Source organism: Blastococcus sp. MG754426, from assembly GCF_021699055.1.
Classification (GTDB): Bacteria; Actinomycetota; Actinomycetes; order Mycobacteriales; family Geodermatophilaceae; genus Blastococcus.
On the sequence record NZ_SSXC01000073.1, the window covers coordinates 1 to 21,657 of the forward strand.

Sequence of the window (21,657 nt, forward strand, 5' to 3'; positions counted from 1 at the left end):
TCGCCCGCTCCCGCAGCTCGTCGGGGTACTTCCTCGGTGCCGCCATGACTCTCATCCTCACGTGGATTGAGAGCCTCCATCAGACCCGGGGCGGGACACAACGTCAATCGAACACGAGACACTCGACCAGCCGCGACCGCGGCCTGGCCCTGACGCGACGCGTCAGTTGGGCCCGGGGCAGTCCCGCTCTGCATCGAGTGTCCGTAGGAGCAGAGACGTCAACTGCTGCTGCTCCCCTGCGCTCAGGGGCTTGAGCAGCGCGTTCTGCACCGCGCCTAATTGGACTTCTAGTTCGTTGAGGTGTCGGCGACCAGCAGCGGTCAGCGTGACCGTGTTGCGGCGTCGGTCCAGGGCGTCGGTGCTGCGCTGGACCAGGCCGTCGTTCTGTAGGCGGTTGAGGATCGCGACGACATCGCTTCGGTCCATGCCTAGGCGTCGCCCTAGGTCCGCCTGACTCACCGAGCCGAACTCCTCCAGGCCGGCGAGCACGGCGAAGTCGGATCGCACGCTGGTATGGCCAAGCAGGTCGGCCGTCAGCCGCGCGGCGCGCAGCGCCAGCTGATTGATCACCCAGCTCGGCAGCTTCCTCAGTCGCTGCGGTTGCGGTGACGGTTGCAGCACCGGCTCTGGGTCGCCCACGACAGGTGATGCTAGGCCACTTGCGTTGGCGCCACCAACGATCCTACCGTTGGTCATCCCAATGTTGGCATGGCCCATGGCATGAAGTGGTGATCTTCATGAACTCTGTAGCCCACTCAGTGGCGCGGCCCATTCCATGGCCGGTGTGGCGGTTAGCGATCGTCATCGTCTTCGGGGCCTTCATGAGCGGGCTCGACACCTCGGTCGTCGCCCTCGGGCTCGACACGGTGGCTGCCGATCTCGACTCGGACCTCGCCCGGACGCAGTGGGTGGCCAACGGATACCTGCTCGCGCTGGCGGTCTCCCTGCCGGCATCGGCCTGGGTCGGTCGCCGGATCGGGGTAGGCCGGCTGTGGCTCATCGCGCTGACTGTGTTCACCGTGGCCTCAGGGCTGTGCGCCGCCGCTGGCTCGATCGGCTGGCTGATCGCTCTGCGGGTGATACAGGGGCTGGCTGCCGGCCTGCTAATACCAACCGGGCAGACCATCCTGGGGCAGGCGGTCGGCCCGGACCGTCTCGGCCGCGTCATGGCGACGCTGGGAATCGCGGTGACCCTCGCTCCGGCGCTCGGACCGAGCGTCGGCGGCCTGCTGCTCACTATCGCCTCATGGCAGTGGCTGTTCCTCATCAATCTGCCACTGGGGGCGATCGGCCTGACACTGGGATGCCGGTACGTACCACGTGGCGCCCGCGCCGATGCCGGGCCGCTCGACGTCACCGGGCTGGTCCTGCTGTCGTCAGGTCTGCCGCTGATCGTCTACGCCCTGACTGCGTGGACCGAAGGGCGGACCGCAGACCCGCGCTCACTGGCGCTGCTCGGCCTGGGCGCTGCGCTGCTGCTCGCCTTCGGTGCGCACGCCCGCCGGGTCCCCCGCCCGGTGCTGAACATCCGTCTGTTCACCGACCCGCTCTACGCGGCCGCCGCCGCGACCGCTGCGTTCACCGGCGCAGCCATGTTCGGCGCGGGAGTGCTGTTCCCGCTGTACTACCAGGTGGGCCGAGGGGCAGACGTCCTCGACACCGGCCTGCTGCTCATCTCCATGAGCGCCGGAACAGCGCTTCTGCTGCCCTGCAGCGGATGGCTGGTGGACCGTTACGGCGGAGGAGTCGTGGCCCTGGCGGGCGCAGTGGCCATGGTGGTCACCACGGCCCCGTTCGCCCTGCTGCCGTTGGACGTCGAAGAGCCACTGCTGCAGGCGCTGCTCCTGGTCCGCGGCATGGCGCTCGCCTTGACCGCCGTGCCGGCCACCGTCACCGCCTATCGCGCCGTCACCGTCGACCGGCTACCCGACGCCACCACTCAGATCAACATCCTGCAGCGCCTGGGCGGCGCACTGGGTGGCGCCGTCTTCGCCGTCGTGGTCGCCAGCCGGCTGCCCGACGGACCTGCACCCGCGTTCCACGCAGCCTTCTGGCACCTCGTCGCAGCCTCCGCAGCCGCCCTGCTGGCCGCAGCCTGGATGACTGTGGTCGAGCGCCGACGCGCCCCCGTCGCACCGCACTGAGCTTGCCCCGACCAACATCCGACGCCCCCAGGAGAGAACGTCATGCTCCGCATTGCCATCGTGATCGGCAGCACACGCCCCGGCCGTCAGGCGCGGGACGTCGGCGAATGGGTGCTCGACCGCGCTCGCAGCCGCGGCGATGCCGACTACCAGATCCTCGACCTCGCCGACTTCGACCTGCCGCTACTCGACGAACCCGGCGCCGCTGCGATGACCCAGGACTACGCGCACCCACACACCCGCGCCTGGTCGGAGGCAGTTGCCTCCTTCGACGGCTACGTCTTCGTCACCCCGGAGTACAACCACTCCACCACCGCCGCGTTGAAGAACGCGCTCGACTACCTGTTCGTCGAATGGAACAACAAGGCCGCCGGCTTCGTGGGCTACGGCCTGCAGGGCGGCGTGCGGGCAGTGGAGCATTTGCGCCTGATCGTGGCCGAACTGCACGTCGCCGACGTGCGCTCCCAAGTTGCCCTCTCCCTGTTCCACGACTTCAGCGCCCATGGGCTGCGGCCCCAACCGCATCACGAACAGACCCTGCAGCGCATGCTCGACCAGTTGCTCACCTGGGCAGGAGCGCTGCGCGCAGTCCGCGGCCTCCCACAGACAGAGGACCCGGTCACCCGCGAGGCTGCGGCGGGTTAACGTCCGCACGCCTCCGGCGACAAGCAGTGGACCGACGTCTTGACCACTCCTGTCCTCCGTCAAGGCCACCAGATTTCTGCGGGAAGGCCCAACCCCCGCCCTGGCGACATGTGCCACGACTTCCCGTTGAGCGGCATACCTCCGCGATCTTGTCATTCGGTGAGCGGTGCTTTCGGTCGACAGTCGGCCGTCGCTGGCTACAAGTAACGCGACGAATAGAAGTGTCGTGTCGCCGGAATGGTTGCAACCCCGGTCGGCTGTGGTCCGACGGCGCCTGGGAACAGCAGACGACGAACGGGGCCGGCTGGACCACCATCGTCGCGAGGTCGACCTGGCGTGGACGCGGTGCTCCGGGCCACGCGTTCTCGTGGTCTGGAGACGAGGCCCTGGCCGGCGTGCGCGTGCGCCCGTCCGCCGACATCGCGCATGAAAGAGGGCCGAGCCGGAAACACTCGTGCCACCTGCAGGCGGACAGCCTCGGGCACCTGCTTCGTCGAACAATGCTCATCTCGAACGAGGACGCGATGACGACGCTGTGGGACACCACCGGCACAGCAATCGTGAACGAGCTGGCCAGGCAGCGGCACGCCGGCGGCGCGACTATCTCCGGCGTCGCGCTCACGTTGATCGTCGTGGCTGACGATGCCAAGGTGGCTGAGGCCGAGGAGGCCGCTGCGACCGTGGCCGCGCAACATCCTTGCCGGATCCTGGTTGTGGTGCGCAGGCAGGTCGATACCCCACCGCGGCTGGACGCCGAGGTGTTGGTGGGAGGCCGGCTGGGCCCCGCTGAGGCCGTGGTGATGCGGATGTATGGGCGTCTCGGTCTGCACGCGGAGTCGGTGGTTGTTCCGCTGCTGGCCGCGGACGTGCCGGTGGTGACCTGGTGGCATTCGCCGCCACCGGCAGTGCTGGCCACGGACGCGCTCGCTGTCATCGCCGACCGGCGGATCACCGACTGTTCAATGGCCGGCGATCCACTGGCCGCCTTGAGAACTCGCGCTGACGACTACGCCGCCGGCGACACGGACCTGGCCTGGACTCGAAGCACGCTATGGCGGTCGATCCTCACGTCGACGTTGGATGCTGCCGCCGCTCGCCGTACGACGCCGCTGCGCCTGCGCGGGGGGGAGATCGAAGGGGACCTACACAACGCCACGGCGGCGCTAGTTGGTGGCTGGCTGCGGTGGCGGTGCGGCTGCGCGATCGACGTGGTTGACAGTGGCCGACCGACCGGGTCGAACGGCATCAACGCGGTCACGCTGCTTCTGGACGGCGACGAGAAGATCCGCGTCTCGGCGGACGGACGGGGCCGAGCGGTCATCACCCAGCCGTACCGAGCGGACACGACGGTGCCCCTGCCCGAGCGCAGTCTTGGCGATCTGCTCGGCGAGGAACTGCGCCGACTGGATGCCGATGAGCCCTACGGCCAGGCCCTGGAGGCCGCCACCGGTCGCGTTGGCCTAGCCGGCCGGCCTGCGACACGCCAGCACATTTGGGTCGACCCCACGCAGCCCTCGACTTTGGACAGGGCCATGGCCGGGCAGCACGGTCGCCTCGGCTGGAAGAGCGGCGAAGCGACGGTTCCAAACCTGGCGGCGGTCGATCGTCCCGACACCGCGCCCGCCACAGATGGCGATCCGGGCGGCGCTGAGCAGGGGGACTTTTTGACCCGGTGAATCCGCCAAATGCTGGCCGAGCTCAGACCGGCGCACACAAGAGCCCCCCGCCACGGCCCCACGTGCTTACGCTGCCCGATCCCGAACAGCTGGCCCGGGCGGTCGCTTCGGCGTTGACGGCCCGGCTAGCCACGGCGCAGTTGGTTCACGGCACGGCGTCGTTGGTACTCACCGGCGGAGGCATCGGCACCGCCGTCCTGACGCAGGTCCCTACATTGCCGCCTTCTGAGCACCGACCGGTCGACTGGTCCGCGGTGGACGTGTGGTGGAGCGATGAGCGGTTCGTTCCCGCCGACGACGCGCAACGCAATGAGGTGCAGGCACGGCGGGCGCTGCTGGAGCCGATCGGCGTGCCCGAGGACCGAGTGCACGCGATGCCACCCTCCGACGCCGGATTCAGCCAGCCCGAAGACGCCGCTGCCTGGTACGCCGAGCAGCTGGCTGCGGCGGCCACGATGGGACAGCAACTCCCCCACTTTGACGTGCTGCTGTTGGGTATGGGCACTGAAGGACACGTCGCCTCCATCTTTCCCGGGCCGGAAGTAGGCCGGGACGACCGCGTTGTGGTCGCGGTGCGGAACTGCCCGAAGCCTCCGCCGACCCGCTTGAGCATGACGTTGTCGACCATCAACACCGCGGCAGAGGTGTGGCTGGTGGTCGCCGGACAGGCCAAGGCAGCGACAGTCGCCGCAGCGCTGTCCGGCGCTGATCCGCGGGCGATCCCTGCAGCGGGCGTGCACGGTGTCATCGCGACCCGCTGGTGGCTGGATGCGTCGGCGGCTGGGGAGCTCCCGCTGGCCTACGGCGGATCCTGAGTGACCCCGGGCCCTACTGCGGGCCAGGCGGCGGTCAGCGCCGGTATGCCGGGCAGATGCCACCGGCCCGTTGCCTGTCGGGTGTCCCGGCGTACTAGTCGCCGACGTGATGTGCGGCGTTCACGACACAAGGCCGCGACTGTGCTTTATACCCAAGCCCGAAGCCATTGAACACCCCGTTTGCCAGCGTCGCGGTGGCGGAGTGGTCGGGAACAAGACAGACATTCGTGTCGTCTTTAGCTGTGCAGCGGGTGCACCGCTGGGAGCAGTGCCGGGCTTTCACTATGAGAGGAGGAAAGATGGCCACAGCACTCCGGAAGTCCCCGCGCCACTCGGACTTTGCACCGCAGATGACCCGGCCGGGTGGAACGCATTCGGGTGGCCGGTCTACTTCTGCACCACGGTCTCGCCGTCGTTCGTACTTCTCCACCGTGCGCGTGGGCTGGAATGGTGTCAAGACGGCCGTGCTGCTGGGTGCGCTCGGCGGGTTGCTGGTCATGCTCGGCTCGCTGTTCGGCAACGTCGGCACGACGATCGGACTGATCGTCGGCCTGGCTGCGGTGGGCGGCTCGTACTGGTTCTCCGACCGGCTGGCGTTGATGGCCGCCGGTGCAATTCCGGTCAGTGATCGTGAGCTGCCGGCCTACCACCGCATCGTGCAGGAGCTGGCCGCCGAGGCCGGACTGCCGATGCCCAGGCTGTACGTGACGCCGGACCGGCAGCCCAACGCGTTCGCGACCGGACGAAATCCGCGGCATGCGGCTGTCGCGGTCACCCAAGGCCTGCTGGATCTGCTGACTCCGCGGGAGCTCAAGGCGGTGTTGGCGCACGAGCTGGCGCACGTCGGCAACCGCGACATCCTGCTCACATCGGTGGCCGCCGCGTTGGCGACCGGGATCAGCTTTCTGGCGAATGTGATCGGGTGGCTGCCGTTCTTCGGCTCCTCCGACGATAAGGAGGATCCGGGGCCGCTGGCCACTCTGGTGACCATCCTGGTCGCGCCGATTGCCGCCGCCCTGCTGCAGTTGGCGCTGTCGCGTAGCCGGGAGTTCGAGGCCGACCGCACCGGTGCGGCATTGCTGGGCGACGGACAGGCGCTGGCCAGCGCCCTGGCCAAGATCGATCATGCGGCCCGCTACGTGCCCATGGCGGTGGAGCCGTCGCAGGCCTCGAAGTACCTCGTGAATCCGCTGCACGGCAGCGGGCGGTCGCTGTCGGTGCTGTTCATGACCCATCCGCCGGTCGCGGACCGCATCGCGCGACTGGTCGGCCACCACACCAGGTGAACTGGCCGGCTAACGGCGAGGTGAGCGGGACCAAGTCGATCACGGCACACCCCCGTGACGCTGGTCCCGCTCCCGCCGGGGACCTTTTCTGTCTACGGCAGCCGGAAGGGGTGAGGACGTCATGAGTAGGACCCTGAGAAACTTGTTTGTGGCATTGTCTCTGCCGCTGCTGATGATGGTGAGCGCGTGCAGCGCCGGCCAGGTGACTCAAACGGCGACACAGGACCGGGACAAGACCGGCGGCTTCGGCTCTGTGGGCGACGTGACCATTCGCGCCGTACAACTGCCTTATCCACCTGACGGCATCTATCAGCCCGGAGACGAGGCCGAGTTGAGGATGGCGATCGTGAACAATGGCCCGGTGGACGATGAGCTGCGGTCCATCAGCGGTGACTTCTTCACCGGCGTCGCTGTCACCGGAGCGCCCTCGCCCATGGCCGCAACTGCTCCGCTTGTCGCCTCCGACGCGCTGACCACCGTGCAGCACAGAGGGGCTTCGCCGGTGGGCCCGCGTTCGACAATCACGACCACCACGGTGAACATCCCGGTTCCGGCCGACGAGGCGGTGTACTTCGGCAAGGGCGGACCCAGCGTGGTGCTGACCGGGCTCACGAGGCCGATTGATGCCGCACAGTCGATGCAGGTGACCTTGACCTTCGCCCGAGCCGGTCAGACCACCGTGACCGTCATCGTGGCGCCGGCGCCCAAGCCGCTGCCACGCGACCCGGTCATCGAGTTCTGACGTCAGGAAGGAGGACCTCAAGGTGCGCCGCAGCGCGACGCAGCCACCGCCTGTCATGGACGCTGAGCCACCGACCACGACCAGCGTCTCGGCTGTCGACCCGGTCAGGTCCTTCTCGGTGGCGAACCTGGCCGTCCGGTGCACGCGCTGGGCGACCGCCGTGGTTCCGGTGCTGGCCGTCGGCATGCTGATTGCGGTGTGGGGGCGGCCTCACCTGCCGCCGCTGGCCGAGGTAGCGGTGGCCTGCCTACTGGGGGGCTCGGTGCTGGCTGCCGTGCACCACGCCGAGACGGTCGCCCATCGAGTGGGTGAGCCGTTCGGTTCGCTCATCCTGGCCGTGGCGGTGACGGTCATCGAAGTCGGACTGATCGTCAGCGTGATGCTCTCCGGGGGGACAGGAACGGAGTCCTTGGCCCGTGACACCGTTTTCGCCGCCGTGATGATCACCTGTAACGGGATCGTGGGGCTGGCCCTACTGATCGGCGCACTGCGCCACCGGGTCGCGAGGTTCAACGCCGAAGGGACCGGCGCGGCGCTGGCCACCGTGCTCACCCTGGCCGCGCTGTGCCTTGTCCTGCCGACGTTCACGATCAGCGCCCCCGGGCCAACGTTCACCCGCGCCCAGTTGATGTTCGCCGCTGTCGTGTCTCTGGCCCTGTACGGGCTGTTCGTGTTCGTGCAGAACATCCGCCACCGCGACTACTTCCTACCGCCCGACGGCTGTGAACCCGAGGCTCCCGCGAGCCAGCACCGACGACACCTGGCCACCGAGCATGCCGCGCCGCCGTCGACCCGGTCGGCCCTGATCAGCCTGGTCTTGTTGATGGCTGCGCTCATCGGCGTGGTCGGGCTGGCGAAGGTGGAATCGAAGACCATCGAGGAAGCCGTGACCGGCGCCGGGCTTCCCGCGTCATTCGTCGGTGTCCTCATCGCCGTGCTCGTGCTGCTGCCCGAGACCCTGGCCGCGGTGCGCAACGCCCGCCGCGACCGGGTGCAGATCAGCCTGAACCTGGCGCTGGGCTCGGCGATGGCGAGCATTGGCCTGACGATTCCGACGATCGCGGTTGCGTCCCTCTGGCTGCCCGGGCCCTTGCTTCTCGGTCTGGGCCCGGTACAGATCGCATTGCTGGTCCTCACCGCCGCGGTCGGCATCCTCACCGTGATGCCGGGTCGGTCGACCCTGCTTCAAGCCGCCGTGCACCTGGTGCTGTGCGTCGCCTTCCTCTTTCTCGCAGCCAACCCCTGAGTTATCCTCCGACGGCGCCGATCACGACCGTGACGTCACTGCTGCCGCCGCCGGAGTGGGCTACGGTCAGCGAGATCCGCTCACCGGGACTTGTGTCGCGCAGCAGGTCGAGAAGGTCCTCGACCGTGGACACCGCCTGCCGGTCGAACTCGACGACCACGTCACCAGCCTGAATACCGGCGCTGTCCGCCGGCCCGCCGGGCTGCACGCCAAGCACCAGCGCCCCATCCGAGACGGGCACGTCGAGTTGCTCGGCCAGTTGGGGGGTGACCGGTGCGAGCGAGACGCCGAGGAAGGGATGGATGGCGCGCCCCTCGGTGAGGAGCTGCTCGGCGACGTCCACCGCGGTGGCCGCTGGGATCGCGAAACCCAACGACACAGCGCCGGCTGCCGGTGGAATGTAGGCCTCGTTGATGCCGATGACTCGCCCTGATGCATCGAGCAGCGCGCCGCCGGAGTTGCCCGGGGAGATGGCTGCGTCGACCTGGATGAGGTCGACTAGGGCTCGGCTCTCTGACGCGGAGGCGGGAATCTCCCGGTCCAGCGCTGAGACGATGCCCGCGGTGACCGTTCCCTCCAGGCCGAGCGGGCTGCCGATGGCGAGGACGGGCTCACCTGGTCGTGGCAGCTGGGTGCGGTACTCAGGAACCGGCAAGTCGGTGCGAGCGGTGCGGACGACCGCCAGGTCGGTGATGCGGTCGGTGGCTAGCACCGTCCCGGCCGACGACGTTCCGTCAGCGTAGTCGATGGTCACCTGGCGCTCGTCCCGCACCACGTGGGCGTTGGTCACCACGACGTCCTCGCGGAAGACGACGCCGCTGCCCACTCCGCCGTTGATGTGAACCGTGACGACGCTAGGAGCCAGCTGCTCGACGACGTCAGCGAAGTCGACCACGGTCGCCGACGCTGTCGCCGAGGAGGCGGCCGCAGAGGAGTCGGCAGCCGACGGCGGGCTGTCGCTGTCCGTGCAACCCGCGGCCCCCAGGCACGAGGACCGCCATTAGCGGCGCCCACCACGGCCGATACCGTCGCGCTCGGCTCTGCCGACACATGCGGAAACTTCCGAACGGCCGCCTCCGGCGCAAAGCAGGCCGGTCTGTCGCGGTGACTGTCCACTGTTCTGCCGTCCGCCTCAACCGCCCAGGCTGTGAGGCACCGTCGGCAGCGACGAACACGATGAGCAGCCTAATGAAAGGCGCCGGAGGCGGGAAGGTTCTCGACGGAAGCGCGTCGATCTCTGCTCGGCGCGCCCGGAGTGGTTGGGGCAGATGCACGCACGGATCACTCCGCAGGTGAGTGGATCCCCATGTGCGCTCCGTCGGAGCGCCACCCACATGCGTGGGCTGTGCTCTTCGACCGGGCGCAAGACCAGCGGCGGTCAGCCCTGAAGCTCCGGCCCGCGGGCGGGAGAATCGAAAGCACCATTTTCCAGTCGGCTGATGAACGGCGGCGCCGGGCGCCTCGCTTGGTTGTCGTTCCGTGACATGCCCGAGGTGATGGAGCATGGCTGTCGGCACCGCCCAAGGACCGTGAACCGTCCCGCGGTGTGCGCCTGGCGCGACGTTGGTCTTCACAAGGTACGAGTCGATGCCCCTCTCACCTGCGTCGTTACTGCCAACCACTTAGACTTGTGTGCCTTCTGCCCCTACCGGCGGCCGAGGCCTGAGGTGTTTCCCCCTGGCGAGTGAGACCGCGGAGTCGGCCGTTTCACATGGTGTGCGATGCAGTCGATGGCAACCTGTGTTTGAGCTGCTGATGGCGACGCCGACTGAGCTGACGCAGGCCTTCGTTGCCTCCACGGGTGCGATGGTGTGCGTGGTCGATGGCGTCGGCCGCATACAACTGGTGAACCCGGCGCTGGAGCGCTTCACCGGGCTCCCGGCCGCGGAGTTGCTGGGCCGTGTCTTCTGGGATGTATGGGTGCCGCCGGAGCAGGTGGCGCACGTCCAGGAGGCCGTCGCCGTGGCCATGGTCGGGGGGCGGTCTGTGGCGGTAGAGGGTGATTGGCTCGCGGCAGACGGTAGCCGCCGACGGGTGGCCATGCAGAACAGCGTGCTGCGCGATGCCGCCGGTCATGCCTTTGCGATTGCCTCTGTCGGGATCGATGTGACCGAGACGCATCGACGCGCGAGCACCGACTCGCTGACCGGAGCAGCCAACCGCGCCGCCCTGTTCGAGGAGTTGCGCAAGCGCTTGGACCGGGAACGAGGCAGCGGCTGCGGGCTGGTGTTCTGCGACGTCGATGCGTTCAAAGCAGTCAACGACGTCCATGGCCACCTCGTTGGGGACCGGCTGTTGGTGGAAGTTGCTCAGCGGCTGCGGAACGCTGCCGACGAAGAACAGATGGTCGCCCGTTTCGGTGGCGACGAGTTCGTTGTCTTGCACCCAAGCCCGGACGCAGACGCGTTGACCGCGCTGGCCGGCCGAATGGCCGAGCAGTTGCGGGTGCCGTTACCCGATCAGCTGAGGGCGCTGCCACTACAGGTCAGTATCGGGCTGGCGTTGGGTCAGGCGGGTGAGCATCCCGATGTCGTAATGACGCGCGCGGACCGCAGCATGTACCGCAGCAAGCATCGGCGTCGGCTCACTCGCGGGTAGGCCGGCCCTGCCTGAGCTGCCCGGCGGCATGTTTGTGTTCCGCGGGAGGGACAGGGATGATCAGTTGCCACGGCGGGCGGCTGCAATCCCTACTGCGATGAATGCCGACGGCGTCGGAGATGAACGCGATGCGCTGCCCGAGCTGAGCCACCAGCATGGGGCTGCCGACCGACACACGCAGCAACAAGACCGGCCCATCCGAGACTCGCGGGCACCCCATTCTGTGGAGAGGCCGGCGAGCCGATTCGTCAGCTGGCGTCTCCACGGCCGATTGGGTCGTTAGCGCGCGGATTGGTGAGGTAGAGCAGGCCGAACTTGCCGATCTGCACCGTGTCGCCTGAGGCCAGCGATGCCACGTGAACTGGTTTGCGGTTGACGTAGGTGCCGTTGAGGCTGCCGACGTCGTGTACGGCGTATCCGCCGGGCTCCCGTTGGAACTCCGCGTGCCGTCGGCTCACCGTGATGTCGTCGAGCACGATGTCGCTGTCCGGGTGCCGCCCCACGGTGATCACCGGCTGATCCAGGGTGAAACGGTTGGCGGCGTTCGGACCGCGTTGCACGACGAGCAGCGCCTCCCCGGCAGACAGTGCATCGAGCGCTTCCGCGTGGGTGTCAGGAGACGCTGATGGATGCAGGTCCGGCGGATCCCCGTTCTGCTCGTTCGCCACCGCCCGAGCCCGGCGGGTCGCTGGCAGCGGCTGCATCGTGAGTGCTGCTCCGCAACGAGTGCAGAAGCGGCTGCCTTCGGGATTGCCGTGACCACACCGTTCGCATCGCATGTACACCACCTCCTCAAGCCGACTGGCTGAAGGCGTGCAGGGTGTGGCCGCTTTGGGAGCCGCCGCACGGCGCTGACCTTGCTCGCCTTCGCACACGGTCATCGCTACGGGCAACAGCAACCGTGGACGGGCAGGATCGGCGAAGGACCCTGCCCGTCGTTGCCTCGGTGTGCAGGTCGCCGTCACCGGCCGCTGGCCTTCCCTGCTGCCGACAGCGCGCTGTCCAACCAGCTGCGCAACGCGGGGGCTGGGGCGGCGCCGGCCTGCCGCTCGATGACCTGTCCGTGGTCGAGGACCATCAGTGTGGGCACGGCCTGCACGGTGAACCGCGTGGCGGTCTGCGGTGCGGTGTCGATGTTGACCTTGACCAGTTTGATCCGGCCGGCGAAGGATCGGGCGAGGTCCTCCAGGGCGGGGCTGACCATGCGGCACGGTCCGCACCAGGGTGCCCACAGGTCGAGCAGGACCGGCACCGGCGCCTGCTCGACAACCTCGGCGAAGTCGGGGTCACCGGCGTCGACGATCCAGGGCAAGGGTGTGTGGCACTGCCCGCAGCGGGGGGTGCCCGCCGCGGTGGCGGGCACCCGGTTGCGGCGGCCGCAGGAGGGACAGGCCACCACGGTGGGCGAGGTCATGACATTCCTCCTCACGCTGCATTCCGGTCGCCGGCCGCGTTCTCATAGCCAACGACGAGCTGACCGTCGGCGGCGTCGACGCGGATGGTCGCGCCGTCGTCGATGTCGCCGGACAGCAGCGCGCGGCCGATGCGGGTCTCGACCTCGCGGGCGATGAACCGGCGCAGCGGCCGGGCACCGTAAACGGGGTCGAAGCCCTGTCCGGCGATGAACCGCCGGGCATCCTCGGTCAGCTCCAGACGCATCTGCCGCTCGGCCAGCCGGGTGCGCAGATCCCCGACCAGGAGTTCGACGATGGTCTCGATCTCGGCCAGGGTCAGCGGCTTGAACAGGATGATGTCGTCGACCCGGTTGAGGAACTCCGGCCGGAAGTGCCCGCGCAGCTCGGTCATGACCGCTTCCCGGGCCTCCGGCTTGATCTCCCCGCCGCCGGTGACGCCGTCGAGCAGGTACTGCGACCCGATGTTCGACGTCATGATCACCACGGTGTTGCGGAAGTCGACCGTGCGACCCTGGGCGTCGGTGAGCCGGCCGTCGTCGAGGACCTGCAGCAGCGTGTTGAACACGTCGGCGTGGGCCTTCTCGATCTCGTCGAACAGCACAACCGAGTAGGGCTTGCGCCGCACCGCTTCGGTGAGCTGGCCGCCCTCCTCGTAGCCGACGTAGCCCGGCGGCGCGCCGACGAGCCGGGAGACGGTGTGCCGCTCCTGGTACTCGCTCATGTCGAGGCGGATGACGTTGTCCGCGGTGTCGAACAGGGCCGCGGCCAGGGTGCGGGCCAGCTCGGTCTTCCCGACGCCGGTGGGCCCCAGGAAGATGAACGAGCCGATCGGCCGGCGGGGGTCCTTGATCCCGGAGCGGGCGCGGATGATGGCGTCGGCGACCAGCTGCACGGCCTCGTCCTGCCCCACGACCCGTTCGTGGAGGATCTCGTCCAGACGCAGCAGCTTGTCCCGTTCGCCCTCGGTCAGCCGGGACACCGGGATACCGGTCCAGCGGGAGACGATGTTGGCGATCTCGGCGTCGGTGACGACCTCGCGCAGCAGCCGCTGGCCGCCCTGCTTGGCCGCGAGCTGCTCCTCCTCGGCGGCCAGCCGCCGCTCCAGCTCCGGCAGGCGACCGTGGCGCAGCTCCGCGGCCCGGTTCAGGTCGTAGGACCGCTCGGCCTGCTCGGCCTCCAGGCGCACCTGCTCCAGCTCCTCGCGCAGCGCCTGCACCTTGCGCAGCGCGGACCGTTCGGCCTCCCACTGGGCGCGCATCGCGTCGGCCTCACCCCGCAGATCCGCGAGCTCGCGGCGCAGCTCCTCCAGCCGCTTCTTGCTGGCCGGGTCGCTCTCCTTGGCCAGCGCGGCGTCCTCGATCTCCAGCCGCCGCACCCGCCGGGTCAGCTCGTCGAGCTCGGCGGGCATGGAGTCGATCTCGGTGCGCAGCATCGCGCAGGCCTCGTCGACCAGGTCGATGGCCTTGTCGGGCAGGAACCGGTCGGAGATGTAGCGGTGCGACAGCGTGACCGCCGCGACCAGAGCGGCGTCCTGGATCTTGACGCCGTGGAAGATCTCGAACCTCTCCCGCAGCCCCCGGAGGATGGACAGCGCGTCCTCAATGGTGGGCTCGTCGACCACGACGGGCTGGAAACGGCGCTCCAGTGCGGCGTCCTTCTCCACGTGCTTGCGGTACTCGTCCAGCGTGGTGGCGCCGATGAGGTGCAGCTCGCCGCGAGCCAGCATCGGCTTGAGCATGTTGCCGGCGTCCATCGAGCCTTCCGCTGCGCCCGCGCCGACGACGGTGTGCAGCTCGTCGACGAAGAGCAGGATGCGTCCCTCAGCAGCGCGGACCTCGTTGAGGACGGCCTTGAGCCGTTCCTCGAACTCACCGCGGTACTTGGCCCCGGCCACCAGCGACCCCATGTCCAGGGCGAAGACCGTCTTGTCCTTCAGGCCCTCGGGCACGTCACCGCGGGTGATCCGCTGAGCCAGACCCTCGACGATCGCGGTCTTGCCCACACCCGGATCACCGATGAGCACCGGATTGTTCTTGCTCTTCCGGGACAGGATCTGCACGACCCGGCGGATCTCGCTGTCGCGCCCGATGACCGGGTCGAGCTTGCCCGCCGCAGCCTCGGCGACCAAGTCACGGCCGTACTTGGCCAGCGCCTCGTAGGCAACCTCGGGCATGGCCGAGGTGACCCGCTGGTTGCCGCGGATGTCGGTCAGCGCCGACAGGAACTTGTCCCGGGTCAGGCCGTGGGTGCGCAGCAGCCGCCCGGCCGCGGTGGCGCTGCCCTCCTCCAGCAGAGCGATCACCAGGTGCTCGACGGAGACGTACTCGTCCTTGAGCCGCTGCGCCTCCCGCTCAGCGGTGTCGAACAACCGCGACAGCCGCTGGGTCACATACACCTGTCCTGGTGCCGCACCCGGACCGGTCACCTTCGGGCGCCGGCCGAGTTCGGCCTCCACGTCGACGCGCAGCGCGTCGGGGTCGGCGCCGGCCTGGGACAGCAGCCGCGGGGTGAGACCCTCAGGCTGGTCGAGCAGCGCGAGCAGCAGATGCTCGCCGTCGACCTCGGTGTGCCCGTAGCGCAGCGCCTTGGTCTGCGCGTCGTGGAGAGCCTCCTGAGACTTCTGGGTCAACTTGTTCAGGTCCACGTCAGCCTCCGATGAATGTCCGTGCCATGGGTTGACTGGTCGATGTGTGGCCGGTGGCGCCGGGGTGCCTCGGCGCCTGCCGCAGCGCGGTCTGCAACTCCTCGATGCGGTCGAGCAGGTCCAGCACCAGGCCGACGGCGGCGTAGTTGAGGGAGAAACCCGCGCGGAGCCGCTGAATCCGCGCCACGGTCGCCACCTCAGCCGGGGCCAGCCACAGCATGTCGGTGCCGTCGCGTTCGGCCTTTAACAGGCCGAGTGCGACCAACCGGCGTACCAGCTCCGGGTGCAGCCGGACCCGGGCCGCGAAGGTGTCCAGGTCCAACAGATGGCCGTAGGACCGGCGCGCGAGGTGGTAGATCATGACGCCCTCCTAGCGTGCTTGCGCGCATCGAAGGTGGAGGCGGCGGCCAGCTCGGAGAACAGCCGCCGCTCGTCGTCGGTCAGCCGGTGCGGCACGACGATCCGCGCCTCGGCGTACAGATCTCCGGCGGTTCCGCGGGGGTTGGGCAAGCCGCGGCCACGCAGGCGCAGCCGACGACCACTGGACGTACCGGCCGGCACCTTTACCTTCGCCTCGCCGCCGGGGGTGTCGATCGCCACCGAGGTGCCCAACGCCGCCTCCCACGGCGCCAGCGGAAGGTCGACGTAGAGGTCGCGACCCTCCACCCGGTAGCGAGGATGCGAGGCGAGCCGCACGACGAGGTACAGGTCACCGTTGGGCGCGCCGCCCGAGCCTTGGCCGCCCTGCGCGCCCAGCCGGATCCGCTGCCCGTCGGTCACCCCGGCGGGGATGTTGACCTCCAGCGTGCGCGGTCCGTCCGGGCCCGACAGCGTCAGCGACCGGCGACCACCGGAATAGGCGTCCTCGACGCTGAGCTCCAACTCCGCTTCCTGATCGGCGCCACTCACCTGCCCCCAGCCCTGCCGGGCCCGGCCAGCGCCGCCGCGGCGTCCGGCGGTGCGCCCGCTGAACATGCCGCCGAGCAGGTCGTCGAGGTCGATGCCCTCCCCGAACCCGCCTGAGCCGAAGCCAGTACCACCGACCCAGACCTGCTCGCCGTCCGACCCGCCGGGCCAGCCGGATGACCAGCCCGGACCGGGGCGCGCACCAGCACCAGCGCCGGCGGCCGCACCGGCCCGCGCCCGCCGCCAGGTCTCGGGGTCCACACCCTCAGGCACCTGGCGGAAGTCCGGGCCGAAAGCGTCGTAACGGCGCCGTGTCTCCGGATCGGACAGGACGTCGTAGGCCTCGGAGACCTCCTTGAACTTCTCCTCCGCGCCCGGGTCCTTGTTGACGTCGGGGTGGTACTGGCGGGCGAGTTTGCGGTAGGCACGCTGGATCTCCTCGGCGCTCGCACCGCGCCCGACGCCAAGGGCGGCGTAGTAGTCCCGGTCGGCCATCACCGCGCCCCCGCATCCCGCCGCTCGTCACCAGCTGCGTTCCCCTCCGCCGCGTCGGGCTCCTGAGGCGCGGCGGCGACGACCACGGCGGCCGGGCGCAGCTGCTGCTCCCCGTCCCCATAGCCCGGGCGCAGCACCTCCAGCACAGTGCCGGCCGGCGCGGCGTGGGTCGGGGTGGCGGCCACCGCCTCGTGGCGGGCCGGGTCAAAAACGGCTCCGACGTCGTCCCGTCGGGGATACCCGAGCCCGGTGAGCACCGCGAGCGCCTGGTCCCTGACACCGCGCACTCCGTCGATGATCGAGGCCGGGTTGGCGGTCGCGTGCGCCAGCGCCAGCTCCAGGTGGTCGACCACCGGCAGCCAGGCCGCGGCGACCTGCGCCCGCTCCCGGGCGCGTAGTTGCGCAGAGTCCCGTTCATAGCGCTTGCGCAGGTTGTCCAGGTCGGCCAGCGCCCGCCGCCACCGGTCCTCCAGCTCGGCCACCTCCCCTTCCAGGCCGCTGACCTGCTGCTGCAGCTCGGCCACCCGCGGGTCGGGCTCGGTGGTCGCCGGTCCCGCACCGCCGGCGGGCGCGCCGGCGGTGTGGGCCTCGGGGGCCTGGGAGGTGGACGCGTCGGGCCGGGCCGCCCGCACGTTTTGGTCGGCCATCGTCCTCACCTCACTCGTTGACGACCTCGGCATCGATCACGTCGTCATCCGATCCGCCGGAGGACGAGGCTCCGGCGCCGGATGACGGCCCGGCACCGCCGGACGATGCGGCCATGCCGTGGAAGATCTGCTGCAGCTCACCGGTCAGCGACCGCAGCCGGTCGATCGGCGCCGCGTCGTCCTTGACGGCCTGTCGGGCGTCGGCGATGAGCATCTCGGCCCGCGCCTTCTCGTGCACCGGCACTCCCTCGCCGAGCTCTGCGAGTCGCCGCTCGACCTGGTAGGCGGCCGAGTCCAGGGTGTTGCGCGCCTCGACCAGCTCGCGCAGCCGCGCGTCCTCGGCGGAGTGCTGCTGGGCGTCGGCCACCATCCGCTCGACCTCGGCCTTGTCCAGGTTGGAGGACTCGCTGATGGTGATCTGCTGCTGCTGCCCGGTGTCCTTGTCGCGGGCGGTGACGTTGAGGATGCCGTTGGCGTCGATGTCGTAGGTCACCTCGACCTGCGGCACCCCGCGCGGCGCGGGGCGGATGTTCTCCAGCCGGAACCGGCCGAGCACCCGGTTGTCGCTGGCGCGCTCCCGCTCACCCTGCAGGACGACGATGTCGACGGCGGGCTGGTTGTCCTCGGCGGTGGAGAACACCTCCGAGCGGCGGGCCGGAATGGTGGTGTTGCGCTCGATGACCTTGGTCATCACCCCGCCCATCGTCTCCACACCCAGCGACAGCGGGGTCACGTCGAGCAGCAGGACGTCCTTGACCTCACCCTTGATCACCGCGGCCTGCAGCGCCGCACCGAGGGCGACGACCTCGTCCGGGTTGACCGACATGTTGGGGTCCTTGCCGCCGGTCAGCCGGCGCACCAGGTTCTGCACCGCCGGGATCCGGGTGGAGCCGCCGACCAGGATGACCTCGTCGATGTCGTTTGCGGTCACCTTCGCGTCGGCCATCGCCTGCTGCACCGGTCCCATGCACCGCTCCACCAGGTCGGCGGTGATCGACTCGAACGTCGACCGCCGCAGCGTGGTGTTCAGGTGCTTGGGTCCGTTGGCGTCGGCGGTGATGAACGGCAGGTTCACCGTCGTCTCGGCAACCGTGGACAGCTCTACCTTGGCCTTCTCTGCGGCCTCGAACAGCCGCTGGAGCGCCTGGGGGTCCTTGCGCAGGTCGATGCCCTCGGCGCGCTGGAACTCCTCGGCCAGGTGGTCGACGATCCGCCGGTCGAAGTCGTCACCGCCCAGGTGTCCATCACCGGCGGTGGCGCGGACCTCAACGACACCGTCACCGACGTCGAGCAAACTCACGTCGAACGTGCCGCCGCCGAGGTCAAACACCATCACGGTCTCGTTCTTCTTCTTGTCCAGGCCGTAGGCCAGCGCCGCCGCCGTGGGCTCGTTGACGATCCGCAGCACGTTGAGCCCGGCGATCTTGCCGGCGTCGCGCGTGGCCTGCCGCTGGGCGTCGTTGAAGTACGCCGGCACCGTGATCACCGCCTCGGTGATCTTCTCGCCGAGGTACTTGGATGCGTCATCGACCAGCTTGCGCAGCACCTGCGCGGAGATCTCCTCTGGTGCGTACTGCTTGCCGCGCACGTTGAACCGCACCGCGCCCTCGGGCCCGGCGACGACGTCGAAGGTCACCGCGTCCTTCTCGCTGATGACCTCTTCGTAGCGGCGGCCGATGAACCGCTTGGCCGAGGAGATGGTGCCCTTGGAGTTCAGAATCGCCTGTCGGCGGGCGAGCTGACCGACCAGCCGCTCACCGGACTCTGCGAAGGCCACCACCGACGGGGTGGTGCGGCCACCTTCTGCGTTGGCGATGACGGTGGGCTTGCCGCCCTCGGTGACCGCAATCACCGAGTTGGTGGTGCCCAGGTCGATACCGACGGCCTTGGCCATCTCAACCTCCTGTTGTGCTCGTTAGGAAGCCAAGTGAGTGAGTTCGAATGACTGAACTGACGAGGAATGATCGACACTCGGCGGGAGCTAGGGTTCGGCGCTCGGCACGCCGAAGACGGAGTCGCTGAACACGAGCTGCTCACCGGACAACAGCGGCGCCTGCCGACGGGCCGCCTGGCGTTCGGGGTCCAGACGCTGCCGGGGACGGTCGGGGTCCGTCTGGCCGTCCGCAGGCTCAGCGAGTGGCACGCTGCGAACAGCAGCGAGCTGGAAGTGGATCCAGGTCGCCCCACAGCGGGGGCACATGAGAGATCCGGGCGCTGTGGGGGCCGGCACCGGGATGCCGTTGAGGGCGTAGTACTCCCAGGTCAGGCCATGCCCGTCCTCGACGTGCTGGACGTCGTAGTCAGCGCTCCACGTGTGCCCGCAGCCAGCGCAGGTGAAGCGGTACCGCTCCACCGCTACTTCCTTGAGCACCTCTCCTCACCTCCTCTCTCCGCCAGTTCTGCGGGCCGAATTGCCATGCCCGGTGGGTGCTGGGCAGCCGACCCGGGGCGCGAGGACTTACCGTCGCTGCATGCCGGGGGTAGCGCATGGGCGGTGCGCCGCCGCGGGCTTACGCACCGCCCATGCGGATCCGGTCAGCTCTGCTTGCTGCCCTTGCTGGACTGACCGCCGCTGTTCTTCGCCTCGCCCGCCGACAGCTTCTGCTTCCCGCCGCCGGCCTGGACCTCGATGCGTCGCGGCTGAGCCGACTCGGCCATCGGGATGGTCAGCGTCAGCACACCGTTGTCATAGGTAGCCGCGACCTTGCTGGTGTCGAGGGCATCGCCGACCTGCAGCTGGCGGGTGAAGCTGCCCTGCGGCCGCTCGGCGAGCAGGACGTTGTGGCCCTCCTCGTACTCCGCGCGTCGCTCGGCACGGATGGTGAGCACGTTGCGCTCGGAGGTGATCTCCACGCTGCCCGGGTCGACACCCGGCAGGTCCAGGGCGACGTGGTAGCCATCATCGGCCTGCCAGACGTCCATCGGCATGCCCATCGGCGTCCGCCGTCCCGACACCAGCTGGCTGGTCAGCCGGTCAACACCCCGGAAGGGGTCACCGAACGGCTCGAAACGCATCACGCTCATGGTCGCTCTCCTTCCTGACGGTTGTGATCATGTGTTGTGGGTTCGTGCCCGCGATGAACGAGGGCACGAAGCTTGTGACCGCTCGGGACTTCCGCGTCTCCGCTGACGGCTGGACTGGTGTGTGCCGACCAGCGGATCGTGTGCAGTTGGTTCAGCTCGACCAGGGCGGGGAGCCGGGGCGCAGGAACCACGCGGCGGCCAGCAGCACGGCTGCGGAGACCAGGGCATAGACGCCCAGCACGGTCGCCAGCGCGTCGGCTTCGGCGTCTGGTCGCAGGAGCACCACGATCCCGGCGATCACCGAGACTGAGCCGGCGAGCGCGATCAGCCCCCTACCAAGACGTACTCGCCGCTGCCCAAGCGGTGCGGGATCACCGAGAAGATGTGCCAGCACCGCGGTCAGTTCCAGCAAGCCGATGCTGATGACCCATGCGCCGACCAGCACCACCAACGCGAGCCCGGTGATCTGCGGCCACAGCAAGCTCATCAGGCCGACCAACGCACTACAGAGCCCGGCTACTAGGTACGCCCCTCGGGGTTGATGCGGGTCCCTCGCGTCAGTAACCCCGGTGCCCACCAGTCCCGCAGCGACCAGGACCGCATAGAAGGCGACTGCCACCGCCAGTCCGGGCACGGAAACCTCCGGCCACAACAGGACCGAGAGCCCGAACAACAGGGCCAGCACGCCCCGCGCCGCCACGGTCATAGCGTGCTGGCCGGGCGCGGCCGAGCGCTGCTGCGGCGGACTGTGCCGACCGGTGCGTGCGCTGCCGGGCGAGTGCGGAACTTCCTCGGCGTCGACGCTTCGTGATGGCAGTACAAGCTGGTCTGCCACCGTGACCCCCTCCTGACTCCTCTCCAGAAACCCAGGCGTGTCGCTCACGCTCTACCCAGAACCTCTAGTCGCTAACGTAGATTCCCTGCAGCAACCTAGAAAATTTTCGCTGCCCGGGCTGACGGGCACGGGCGGAGACTCCACCGCGGCAGCGTCGACCACCTCGATGCCGACTACAGGACGACCGTGTTGAAGTGCGCTGGAGCCGAGTTCCTCCAAGATGAGGAGCAGCCGCTCCAGCGCAGCCGCGTCGGCCGCGGACCGCTGTGCAGCGGTGTGCGAATGCGGCCGCAAGCTGCCGTCGGAGCGCGGTCAGCTCCTCCAGGCTGCATGCCTGCCAGCACCCAAGAGCGGTCTTGTCTGCGCCGGTGGCGGGGGGTGGCCGGCGAAGCCATAGGTACTCAGCCACGCCGATCGGCTCCGGCTCCAAGAGTCGGACGGTGTCCCGCCCCGGGTCTGATGGAGGCTCTCAATCCACGTGAGGATGAGAGTCATGGCGGCACCGAGGAAGTACCCCGACGAGCTGCGGGAGCGGGCGA

At 69.1% G+C, this 21,657-nt stretch carries 20 protein-coding genes and 1 pseudogene; 8 read left to right on the forward strand and 13 right to left on the reverse strand.

What is annotated here, in order from left to right:
• Positions 1-162 precede the first annotated feature (162 nt).
• Positions 163-639 carry a MarR family winged helix-turn-helix transcriptional regulator gene (locus tag E9549_RS18570; RefSeq protein WP_236828079.1) on the reverse strand — a complete coding sequence of 159 codons (477 nt, stop codon included), beginning with the start codon at positions 637-639 and terminating at the stop codon, positions 163-165.
• Positions 640-737: 98 nt separating this feature from the next.
• Here E9549_RS18570 and E9549_RS18575 point away from each other — a divergent pair, with 98 nt between their 5' ends.
• The 7 genes from E9549_RS18575 to E9549_RS18605 all read left to right on the forward strand — a co-directional run bounded on the left by E9549_RS18575 (position 738) and on the right by E9549_RS18605 (position 8,554).
• Complete coding sequence (locus tag E9549_RS18575; protein WP_236828096.1) at positions 738-2,144, forward strand: DHA2 family efflux MFS transporter permease subunit; 1,407 nt, start codon at positions 738-740, stop codon at positions 2,142-2,144.
• A gap of 42 nt (positions 2,145-2,186) precedes the next feature.
• On the forward strand, positions 2,187-2,789 hold the full coding sequence (locus E9549_RS18580; RefSeq protein WP_236828080.1) for an NADPH-dependent FMN reductase: 603 nt from the start codon (positions 2,187-2,189) through the stop codon (positions 2,787-2,789).
• 500 nt (positions 2,790-3,289) lie between these two features.
• Positions 3,290-4,465, forward strand: coding sequence for a glucose-6-phosphate dehydrogenase assembly protein OpcA (locus E9549_RS18585; protein ID WP_236828081.1), 1,176 nt, complete (start codon positions 3,290-3,292; stop codon positions 4,463-4,465).
• Between the two features lie 62 nt (positions 4,466-4,527).
• Positions 4,528-5,280 (forward strand): 6-phosphogluconolactonase, encoded by a 753-nt coding sequence (pgl, locus tag E9549_RS18590; RefSeq protein WP_236828082.1) that lies wholly within the window; start codon positions 4,528-4,530, stop codon positions 5,278-5,280.
• A 431-nt stretch (positions 5,281-5,711) separates the two neighbouring features.
• Positions 5,712-6,566 (forward strand): M48 family metalloprotease, encoded by an 855-nt coding sequence (locus E9549_RS18595; RefSeq protein WP_236828083.1) that lies wholly within the window; start codon positions 5,712-5,714, stop codon positions 6,564-6,566.
• A gap of 148 nt (positions 6,567-6,714) precedes the next feature.
• On the forward strand, positions 6,715-7,308 hold the full coding sequence (locus E9549_RS18600; RefSeq protein WP_236828084.1) for a copper chaperone PCu(A)C: 594 nt from the start codon (positions 6,715-6,717) through the stop codon (positions 7,306-7,308).
• Positions 7,309-7,426: 118 nt separating this feature from the next.
• On the forward strand, positions 7,427-8,554 hold the full coding sequence (locus E9549_RS18605) for a calcium:proton antiporter (protein ID WP_236828085.1): 1,128 nt from the start codon (positions 7,427-7,429) through the stop codon (positions 8,552-8,554).
• 1 nt (position 8,555) lies between these two features.
• Here the strand turns inward: E9549_RS18605 and E9549_RS18610 are convergent, their stop codons facing one another.
• Complete coding sequence (locus E9549_RS18610; RefSeq protein ID WP_236828086.1) at positions 8,556-9,449, reverse strand: S1C family serine protease; 894 nt, start codon at positions 9,447-9,449, stop codon at positions 8,556-8,558.
• Positions 9,450-10,294: 845 nt separating this feature from the next.
• Between E9549_RS18610 and E9549_RS18615 the strand changes: the two genes are divergently transcribed.
• The gene (locus E9549_RS18615) at positions 10,295-11,152 is read left to right on the forward strand and encodes a sensor domain-containing diguanylate cyclase (protein ID WP_236828087.1); all 858 of its coding nucleotides are present in this window, start codon (positions 10,295-10,297) and stop codon (positions 11,150-11,152) included.
• 248 nt (positions 11,153-11,400) lie between these two features.
• On the opposite strand, the gene E9549_RS18620 is transcribed toward E9549_RS18615, so the two are convergent.
• The 11 genes and pseudogenes from E9549_RS18620 to E9549_RS18670 form a co-directional block, all read right to left on the reverse strand.
• The gene (locus E9549_RS18620) at positions 11,401-11,820 is read right to left on the reverse strand and encodes an FHA domain-containing protein (RefSeq protein WP_308113162.1); all 420 of its coding nucleotides are present in this window, start codon (positions 11,818-11,820) and stop codon (positions 11,401-11,403) included.
• A 45-nt stretch (positions 11,821-11,865) separates the two neighbouring features.
• Positions 11,866-12,033, reverse strand: a pseudogene (locus E9549_RS24540) (zinc-ribbon domain-containing protein); the annotation flags it as partial.
• Between the two features lie 80 nt (positions 12,034-12,113).
• On the reverse strand, positions 12,114-12,566 hold the full coding sequence (gene trxA, locus E9549_RS18625; protein WP_236828088.1) for a thioredoxin: 453 nt from the start codon (positions 12,564-12,566) through the stop codon (positions 12,114-12,116).
• An 11-nt stretch (positions 12,567-12,577) separates the two neighbouring features.
• The gene (clpB, locus tag E9549_RS18630; protein WP_236828089.1) at positions 12,578-15,211 is read right to left on the reverse strand and encodes an ATP-dependent chaperone ClpB; all 2,634 of its coding nucleotides are present in this window, start codon (positions 15,209-15,211) and stop codon (positions 12,578-12,580) included.
• Between the two features lies 1 nt (position 15,212).
• Positions 15,213-15,572, reverse strand: a complete 360-nt coding sequence (locus E9549_RS18635) for a chaperone modulator CbpM (protein WP_236828090.1) — start codon at positions 15,570-15,572, stop codon at positions 15,213-15,215.
• Positions 15,569-16,612, reverse strand: coding sequence for a DnaJ C-terminal domain-containing protein (locus tag E9549_RS23855; protein ID WP_304505803.1), 1,044 nt, complete (start codon positions 16,610-16,612; stop codon positions 15,569-15,571). Before E9549_RS23855 ends, E9549_RS18635 begins: the two co-directional genes overlap by 4 nt.
• Positions 16,612-17,259: a nucleotide exchange factor GrpE gene (locus E9549_RS18650; protein ID WP_236828091.1), complete on the reverse strand. Its 648-nt coding sequence runs from the start codon at positions 17,257-17,259 to the stop codon at positions 16,612-16,614. The genes E9549_RS23855 and E9549_RS18650 overlap by 1 nt, the downstream gene beginning before the upstream one ends.
• Before the next feature lie 10 nt (positions 17,260-17,269).
• Positions 17,270-19,153, reverse strand: a complete 1,884-nt coding sequence (gene dnaK / locus E9549_RS18655) for a molecular chaperone DnaK (protein ID WP_236828092.1) — start codon at positions 19,151-19,153, stop codon at positions 17,270-17,272.
• A gap of 87 nt (positions 19,154-19,240) precedes the next feature.
• A complete protein-coding gene (locus E9549_RS18660; protein ID WP_236828093.1) occupies positions 19,241-19,630 on the reverse strand; it encodes a hypothetical protein in 390 nt (129 codons plus the stop codon).
• Between the two features lie 164 nt (positions 19,631-19,794).
• Positions 19,795-20,283 carry an Hsp20/alpha crystallin family protein gene (locus E9549_RS18665; RefSeq protein WP_236828094.1) on the reverse strand — a complete coding sequence of 163 codons (489 nt, stop codon included), beginning with the start codon at positions 20,281-20,283 and terminating at the stop codon, positions 19,795-19,797.
• 151 nt (positions 20,284-20,434) lie between these two features.
• Positions 20,435-21,166 carry an HdeD family acid-resistance protein gene (locus tag E9549_RS18670; protein ID WP_236828095.1) on the reverse strand — a complete coding sequence of 244 codons (732 nt, stop codon included), beginning with the start codon at positions 21,164-21,166 and terminating at the stop codon, positions 20,435-20,437.
• Positions 21,167-21,657: the final 491 nt, after the last annotated feature.

What these genes read in the sequence shown, in the direction of transcription:
- dnaK (WP_236828092.1), bottom strand. Translation starts at nt 19,153, where the DNA reads ATGGCCAAGGCCGTCGGTATCGACCTGGGCACCACCAACTCGGTGATT.
- E9549_RS23855 (WP_304505803.1), bottom strand. Translation starts at nt 16,612, where the DNA reads ATGGCCGACCGGGACTACTACGCCGCCCTTGGCGTCGGGCGCGGTGCG.
- E9549_RS18635 (WP_236828090.1), bottom strand. Translation starts at nt 15,572, where the DNA reads ATGATCTACCACCTCGCGCGCCGGTCCTACGGCCATCTGTTGGACCTG.
- E9549_RS18585 (WP_236828081.1), top strand. Translation starts at nt 3,290, where the DNA reads ATGCTCATCTCGAACGAGGACGCGATGACGACGCTGTGGGACACCACC.
- E9549_RS18650 (WP_236828091.1), bottom strand. Translation starts at nt 17,259, where the DNA reads ATGGCCGACCAAAACGTGCGGGCGGCCCGGCCCGACGCGTCCACCTCC.
- E9549_RS18580 (WP_236828080.1), top strand. Translation starts at nt 2,187, where the DNA reads ATGCTCCGCATTGCCATCGTGATCGGCAGCACACGCCCCGGCCGTCAG.
- trxA (WP_236828088.1), bottom strand. Translation starts at nt 12,566, where the DNA reads ATGACCTCGCCCACCGTGGTGGCCTGTCCCTCCTGCGGCCGCCGCAAC.
- E9549_RS18575 (WP_236828096.1), top strand. Translation starts at nt 738, where the DNA reads ATGAACTCTGTAGCCCACTCAGTGGCGCGGCCCATTCCATGGCCGGTG.
- E9549_RS18665 (WP_236828094.1), bottom strand. Translation starts at nt 20,283, where the DNA reads ATGAGCGTGATGCGTTTCGAGCCGTTCGGTGACCCCTTCCGGGGTGTT.